The sequence below is a fragment of the Kitasatospora sp. NPDC001095 genome (assembly GCF_053598615.1).
On sequence record NZ_JBSFKQ010000029.1, the window covers coordinates 89,333 to 96,219 of the forward strand.

5 protein-coding genes are annotated in these 6,887 nt (G+C 69.8%); 2 read left to right on the plus strand and 3 right to left on the minus strand.

The annotated features are described in order from the left end of the window. Positions 1 to 66 precede the first annotated feature (66 nt). Both ACWDBB_RS23140 and ACWDBB_RS23145 read left to right on the plus strand, forming a co-directional pair. On the plus strand, positions 67 to 1,311 hold the full coding sequence (locus tag ACWDBB_RS23140) for a neprosin family prolyl endopeptidase (protein WP_449791412.1): 1,245 nt from the start codon (positions 67 to 69) through the stop codon (positions 1,309 to 1,311). 644 nt (positions 1,312 to 1,955) lie between these two features. Continuing rightward, positions 1,956 to 2,285 carry a hypothetical protein gene (locus ACWDBB_RS23145; protein ID WP_449791413.1) on the plus strand — a complete coding sequence of 110 codons (330 nt, stop codon included), beginning with the start codon at positions 1,956 to 1,958 and terminating at the stop codon, positions 2,283 to 2,285. A 158-nt stretch (positions 2,286 to 2,443) separates the two neighbouring features. Here the strand turns inward: ACWDBB_RS23145 and ACWDBB_RS23150 are convergent, their stop codons facing one another. The 3 genes from ACWDBB_RS23150 to ACWDBB_RS23160 are packed head-to-tail and all read right to left on the minus strand — an operon-like array spanning position 2,444 to position 6,215. Continuing rightward, the gene (locus ACWDBB_RS23150; protein ID WP_449791414.1) at positions 2,444 to 3,991 is read right to left on the minus strand and encodes a thiopeptide-type bacteriocin biosynthesis protein; all 1,548 of its coding nucleotides are present in this window, start codon (positions 3,989 to 3,991) and stop codon (positions 2,444 to 2,446) included. Between the two features lie 23 nt (positions 3,992 to 4,014). Next, positions 4,015 to 4,827, minus strand: coding sequence for a lanthionine synthetase LanC family protein (locus tag ACWDBB_RS23155; RefSeq protein ID WP_449791415.1), 813 nt, complete (start codon positions 4,825 to 4,827; stop codon positions 4,015 to 4,017). Positions 4,828 to 4,862: 35 nt separating this feature from the next. After that, the gene (locus ACWDBB_RS23160; RefSeq protein ID WP_449791416.1) at positions 4,863 to 6,215 is read right to left on the minus strand and encodes an NF041680 family putative transposase; all 1,353 of its coding nucleotides are present in this window, start codon (positions 6,213 to 6,215) and stop codon (positions 4,863 to 4,865) included. Positions 6,216 to 6,887 lie beyond the last annotated feature (672 nt).

Below are 6,887 nucleotides of genomic sequence, written 5' to 3' on the forward strand. Positions count from 1 at the left end.
CCTAGCGTGGAGGCAGAGGAACCGCAATTCCGAACACCACGCGCAGCGACCAAAGGAGAACCGACCATGGCGCCGCAGGACGACCGGGCCTTCCCCAGCTTCGCCAAGTTCATGGACTCCCTCGCTTCGGCCCGGCACGAGGACTTCGTGCTCCGGGCGGTGGCGGGTACGACCAACGCGGAGGACTTCTCCGCGGCGGCAGAACACGTCAGGAACCTCTACGCAGGTGTCGAGGTCACTCACAGTTTCGTCGACGACAACGGGCAGGTCTTCGACTGTGTCCCGATCGCCAGCCAGCCCGCCCTCAGGGGCGCCTTCAGCGTTCCGCCCGAGCCCCCCGACGCCCCGGACGCGGCCGGGCCACGGGGCGCCGGTCAGGGCACGCCGATCCAGCCGCAGCTGCGGTCCGACCGGCTGGATAAGTTCGGCCACGCCATGTCGTGCCCGCCCGGCACGATCGCGATGCGCCGCGTCACCCTGGAGGAGGTGGCGAGGACCGGCGGCGTGCAGAACTTCCACCGGAAGTATCCGCAGGGGAAAGGCCGCCACCCCCGACTGAGCCCTCCTGAGGCCGCCGCGGGCACCCACAAGTACGCGCACGCCTTCCAGGGGGTCGACAACCTCGGCGGTCACGACTTCATCAACGTCTGGGACCCCAACGTCGGGTCGGAGGTCTTCTCGCTCTCCCAGCACTGGTACGCCGGCGGCTCACCCGTGCAGACCGTCGAGTGCGGCTACCAGGTCTACCCGGGGAAGTACGGCACCACCCAGCCGGTCCTCTTCATCTACTGGACGGCCGACGGTTACCAGAACACCGGGTGTTACAACCTCGACTGCTCGGCGTTCGTCCAGACGAACAGCGCCTGGGCCCTCGGCGGCACGATCTCCCCGGTGAGCGTCTCGGGTGGCCCGCAGTACGAGCTCGAGGTGTCCTACTACCTCTCGGGCGGGAACTGGTGGCTCTACCTGGGCGGCACCCAGGCGAGCAACGCGGTCGGCTACTACCCGGGCTCGCTGTTCGGCAGCGGCCCGCTCGCGACCAACGCCCAGGACATCGACTACGGCGGCGAGGTGGTGAACAACGTGGCGTGGCCGCCGATGGGCAGTGGCGCGTTCGCCGACGCCGGCTGGCAGTTCGCCGCCTACCAGCGCGACATCTACTACTTCGCGACCGACAACACAGCCCAGTCGGCGAAGCTGACCGGCGTCCAGACATCGCCGAACTGCTACACCATCACGGTCGGCAATGCTCCCGATCCGTGGAACGAGTACTTCTTCTTCGGCGGCCCGGGCGGCACTGACTGCACCTGACCCGGCCGTTACCGACGGCGGAGCACCCCTCGCGCTCCGCCGTCCAGGCCTCCCCGCAGTGGGGGAGTGGGAAGTCGGCGGGCCCGACCTCCCACTCCGACCCTTGCGTATCGACTACCCGAGTCGGTGGCGTAGCCAGGTGCACCGCCCTACGGGACGAAGCTTTCGCCCTGGCTTTGTTCACGACTCGTGAAGTCAGATGTTCACGGGTTTGGGAGGCGCCCGCGGACCGGACGACCCGATGTTCACGAGGACGGGAGTCACCCGCCGGCGCTCGGCAGCGCGGTGGTGGCTGCCACCTGCGCCCGTGGCCAGCGCTTTTGTCCTGGGCCCCGAGCGGGCGGTAGTCGGCGTCCTACCGGTCACCAGCGAGGTGCTGCCCGTTCTCGTGAGCATCCGGTTCAGGTGCTGCCTCCCGAACTGCCGTCGAAACGCTGCTCTGCAAAGTGAACAGAGCCGAAGGCGTTCTTCTCCCGGCAGTGGCAGCAGATGCCCGCGGCCCAGTTCATGGCCGTCTTCGGTCCGTATGCGAGCCGGATTCAGCAGGTCCTGGACCGGTTCGACCCTACGGTGGTCGCACTGGCCGCTTCGCACGTCGGCGACCGGGACGACGAACTTCCCCTTCGGCCGGAGGAGTTCACTGCATGACCCATCCCGTTTTCCTTTCTGCCGCTGGTGCGCGGAAGTCGGTTTTCGCCGGCGCCGACATCTGCCGCGAGGCCGGCTTCACACTGTCGGCCGGCGGCAACCACCAAGGGCTGATCACCCCAGGCGACGGCCTGCTCGGCCCGTACTACGGCAACGGCCGGGCCAAGCCGGTCAGTGACCCGATGGGCACCCTCCCCACCCGCGACCGGTTCGCGTTCATCACCCCGAGCGGCGGGTACGACCTCTCGAAGGTCCTGTTCAGGATGCTCCAGCCGCACGAGATCGGCCGCGCGATGTCCTTCGCGGACGACTACATCGCCACATGACCGACCCAGAGAGGGATCACCATGAGCACCACCTCGACCGGCCCCGCTCCGCTCCGCTCCGCCCGCACCGTGCCGCCTCGGCGCACCCGCGCCGCCGCCGCAGGTTCGGCTGGCGCGTGCTCGGGAGGTGTTGGCCGGTCCGCGCCCCCAGGTAGCTGTCAGTCCGAGGTGGTCAGGTACTCGCCCGGCGGGATTCGGCTGATCGTGTCCATGGTGAATGCTCCCACGGCCATGGCGGCCGCTCCGGCGATCGCGCCCAGGGAGGCGAGCGTCGGGCCGTCGTGGTTCGGGATGTCGCCCGTGGACAGGTAGGCCCCGATCAACGTGCCCATCAGGACCCGCTCGATGTTCGGTGCGGCGTCCGGACCCATGCCTCGTGCACTGCCCTGGACGATGCCGGCGATGGTGACGGCCAGTTGACTGGCATCGGGTCGGCCTGCGATCTTGGCCGCCTGGTCCGCCGCCCGGTTCGGTGTCTGGCTGTTCTGGAACACCAGCCGACCGAGCTCGCCGAGTTCCTCGACGTCCTGTTCGGTCAGGCCGGCCATCGCCTGGAGCCGGAGCAGGTGGTAGCGGAATCTGTGGTTGTTCACGTCTTCGACGAAGAACTGGGTCATCAGGCCGAGGGAGTCGTCAGCCTGCGGGAAGTCGGACATGGTGCTGCCCCTCGGGTGCGGCGGCTCGGGCCGGTGCAGGTCATGCCTGCTCCCGGCGCGAGAGCGGGCGGATCGTCCGTCGAAGACACTATGGGCATCCGCCCGGCCCCGCCCGCTTGTCTGAGCCAACCGTGGGCACACCGTCAGGTCCAGCACCCGCCGCGGCTGCCGCCACTGGCCCGCAACGGGGCAGTGGCGGTGTTGCCGACGGTCGAGCACCACTGCACGACGTCCAGCGGGAACCGCAAGCTCGCCGCGGTCGGCACGTTCTACGAGTTTCACGCCCGGGGCGGCATTGAGGTCGCCGGGCTGCGCGGACGCCACCACGGGGAGGACGGGGCGGACGTCCTGGTCGGCGCGGTGAACGCGGTCTCGCTCGCCCTGGGAGCGGAGGCGGCCGTCGCGGGCCAGGCGGACGAGGTCCTGTCCGGTCTCCTCGAAGGCGTCGACCCAGTCGGTGTGTCCGGCGAGCGGTTCGCCGGGGCGGGAGAGTTGGCGGGTGTCGAGGGTCATGAGGCGGCGCATCCTGGTGGTCAGGGCGGTGGCCCGTTCGGGTGCGAGGGGTGGAGGCGTGGGGCGTTCGGCGGCGAACTTGGCCCACACGTCGCCCTGTTCGTACCAGTCGGGGCCGGCGGCGCGGAGCATGGCGGAGACGAGGACGACGAAGGTCTCGGTGCGGCCGAGTGCGGGCAGGCCGGGCTTGGCGGCACGGGCCATGAGGCATCGGCTGTCGGCGTGGAAGAGTCGGTGGGCGATCTCCATGGCCTCGGGGCCGCCGAACGCGTCGGCCTCCGGTTCGTGGACCACGGTGACCCAGCCCGAGACGAGTCCGACGTCGACGAGGGTGTCCAGGAGCGCGGTGGCGACGGGGGCGGGGGCGGCGGCGCGGTAGCGCAGCCGTAGTCCCTTCTTCCGCATGTACCACCAGTCCTCCAGCGCGCCGGAGTTCTGGGCGTGGGTGAGGACGGGGGTCAGGTGGTGGGCGGTGATCTGTTCGACGGCGCCGGGGGCGGCGAAGGTGAGGTTGTGTTGGATCCAGCCGGTGGTCATCGAAGGAGTCCTTGGTCAGGAGGTCAGGAGGTCAGGAGGCAGGCGTCCCAGCTGGTTGCGGGAGCGGTGCCGGTCGCGGGGGCGAGGAGGGTGAGGGCGGTGCCGGCGGCGCCCTCCAGGAGTCCGGGTCCGGCCGTTGCGAGGAGGTGGTGCGCCTGTTCGTCGGGGTCGGTGTGGGGCGGGTGCGCGGTGTCGAGCAGTAGGGAGGCCGCGGAGCGCAGACGGGCCGAGTTGTGCGGGAGGGCATCGGAGGCGGCGCGGTGGGCGATGTGGGCGAGCCCGGCGAAGCCGTGGCAGGCGGACAGGTCGGTGGTCGCGGCGAGCGCCTTCGGGTCCACCAACGCGGCAGCGAGGAAGCTCTCGACATCGTGGCGCAGACGGGAGTCGTCGAGGGCGCGGGCGGCGAGCTGCTGGGCGCGTGCGACGCCGGCAGTGCCGTAGCACCAGCTCGGCCGCTGCGGGGCCAGTGGCACGCGGGCATCGTCGTCGCCGTCCAGGTGGCCGGGGGTGATCCAGTACGGCCAGGAGTGGCCGTCGCGCCAGTGCTCAAACCAGGCCAGGATGGCGCGGATCGCCTCGCGCTGGCCGTCCACCTCGACACCTCGCCGTAGCGCGCCCGCACCGCCGGGTCGGCGCGGCCCGGGTGCGGAACGTGTCGGGCAGCGGGAGCGGCCGTTTGGTCGACCAGGTCGGCCGGGCAGTCGTACGTGAAGCCCTCGGCGCGCAGGTAGTCGATCGCCCGCGTCACTGCCGCCCGGCGCTCTGCCGGGTCGGTCGTGGCGGAGGGAAGCCGGTGGTGGGTCTGCTGAGCTTGTCGTTTTACCTCCGGTGATCATCTTCTGTTGCGTTCGGACTCTCGCCTGCCTGTTCGCTACTGGTTGGTGCCCAGGGCGAGTCCGACGTCGTAGGTGGGGGCTTGGTGGCGGTTGGGCTGACCGGGTGGGCGTCCTGGGCCGGGTCGGGAGGGTCTCGCAACAGCAGTTGGACAGGACAAGGTCGTGCGGATGTTGCGGAACCCTCGCCGGACCCGGGCGGGGGTGAGGCGTTCGGAGGGCTGGGGTCGCTCCCAAGGTCGGCGAAGGTCGGAGGACAGGGTTCTGGCGAGGCGGAGCTGGGTGTGGGCGGCCAGGACCAGGTGGGTCCAGCGGTCGGCCGCAGCGGGTTCGCGCAGGCGGGGACGGGTCCAGCCCAGGGTCTGCTTGAGGAAGCGGAAGGTGTGCTCCAGGTCGAAACGCCGCAGGAACGCGTGCCAGGCGGTGTCGGTGTCCGCGACGGAGGGTGTGGGATCGGAGAACCACAGCCAGACCGGCTTCGGGGTGCCGCCGGAGGGCAGGTGGTCGACGTCGAGGCGGATCAAAGTCCCCTCGATGGTTGGGAGTTGGCCCTGATGGTTGCTCCAGGCGGAGCGTCGCCACACGCGGGGGTGCAGACGGTGCCAGACGCGGACGCGGACGGTGCCGTAGCGGCGGGTGGTGTGCTTGCCGTCACTGTCGGGGTCGCGCCAGGTCGCGGGGTCGGCCAGTGCGAACCGGGCTCCGTGACTGCGGGGTTTGCCGCCTTTGGGGCCCACCCGGTAGTCGTCGGGCACGGGGTTGAAGAAGACCCGGTCGGAGCGCATCCGCACCACGATCTGGACAGGCAGGTCCCGCAGGAGGTAGGCCAGGCGCGGGCCGTCGTAGCCGGCGTCCGCCACGACCAGCACCGGCGGGTCGCCGGGCTTCCAGTGCCCGGCGTCGAGGATGCCGTGCAGGACCACTCGCAGTTGGTCGACCGTGACGGCCGCGGTGTCCGAGCCGGGTCCGAGACGCTTGGCGTCCAGCAGGGCCGTCCACGACGTCGAGCCCGACTCCAGGGCGGCAACGAAGGAGTAGGGCCAACCGGGCACCATCTCGTGCGTGTTCTCACGACGGCCGTAGGTGTGACAGAAGGAACGGCCGTCGCTGGTGTTGGCGTCCGGCCGCAGCCAGGCGGACACGTCGACGGCGAGCACGATCCGTCCACCCGGGCCGCGGGGCACGCTTCGGGCCGCGCTCGCGGCCCGAAGGCGGTCAGCGTCAAGGTCGCCCCGGTTCAAGGCGGTGTAGAGGGAGGCATGCGAACGCCGGTGCTCGGGCGCCAGGGCCAGCTCGACCAGGGCGCGGACCGGACCGTCAGCGCACAGCAGGGCATCCGACAGCTCGAACAGCGCGTCCCCACGGCGGGGCATCGAGGCGTACAAGTCCATTCGAAAGGAGGACAGTTCCGAGATTGCCTGCTGGCGAACGGCTTCAGACCACAATCGATACCGACGGCCTCCGGCTCTGTTGTGCGACTCGACATCACACAGCGTGAGACGGAGGTCGTCGCCCTGTCCGGCAAATCCCCATGTGGGTGACCGGCTCGAACAATCTCGAGTTGATCACCGAAGGTAAAACGACAAGCTCAGAAGCCGTTGTCGTACCGATCATGGTGAGCATCGGTTCGAACGAGGCGCCCCGGTCGCGTGATCTCCAACTGGTGCGCGCATGAAGGCAGGGCCTCCTGTTCAGTTCGAGGTTGTCGACGCCCGAACCACCACAGGAGGCCCTGTGTCGCAGTCTTTCGCTGTCATACCGGTTGAGTCCAACTCGGCTGCCCGATCGTGTGATTGTCTCGCTCACCGGTTCGGGAATGCGGGTGACCGTCCGGACCGTGTGCGCCGCTACGACTCGGACACGGCGGACACGGAGTGGGCCATTGTGAGGGCCGCGCTGCCCGCTCCGTCGTGGCTGGAGGGGCGGGGTGGGCAGCCGGAGGGCTACTGCCACCGGCAGATGTGGGGCCAATGCCACGAAGTTAAGGACTGGGCGGCGGTGTCAAGGCGTCGGGGAGGGTGATCTTGTAGGTGTTCGGCGCGGTTCGGATGAGTCGGCCGTTG

Excerpts from the sequence above, each read along its gene's own strand:
- ACWDBB_RS23140 (WP_449791412.1), top strand. The coding sequence starts at position 67 with ATGGCGCCGCAGGACGACCGGGCCTTCCCCAGCTTCGCCAAGTTCATG.
- ACWDBB_RS23145 (WP_449791413.1), top strand. The coding sequence starts at position 1,956 with ATGACCCATCCCGTTTTCCTTTCTGCCGCTGGTGCGCGGAAGTCGGTT.
- ACWDBB_RS23150 (WP_449791414.1), bottom strand. The coding sequence starts at position 3,991 with ATGACCACCGGCTGGATCCAACACAACCTCACCTTCGCCGCCCCCGGC.
- ACWDBB_RS23155 (WP_449791415.1), bottom strand. The coding sequence starts at position 4,827 with ATGATCACCGGAGGTAAAACGACAAGCTCAGCAGACCCACCACCGGCT.
- ACWDBB_RS23160 (WP_449791416.1), bottom strand. The coding sequence starts at position 6,215 with ATGGACTTGTACGCCTCGATGCCCCGCCGTGGGGACGCGCTGTTCGAG.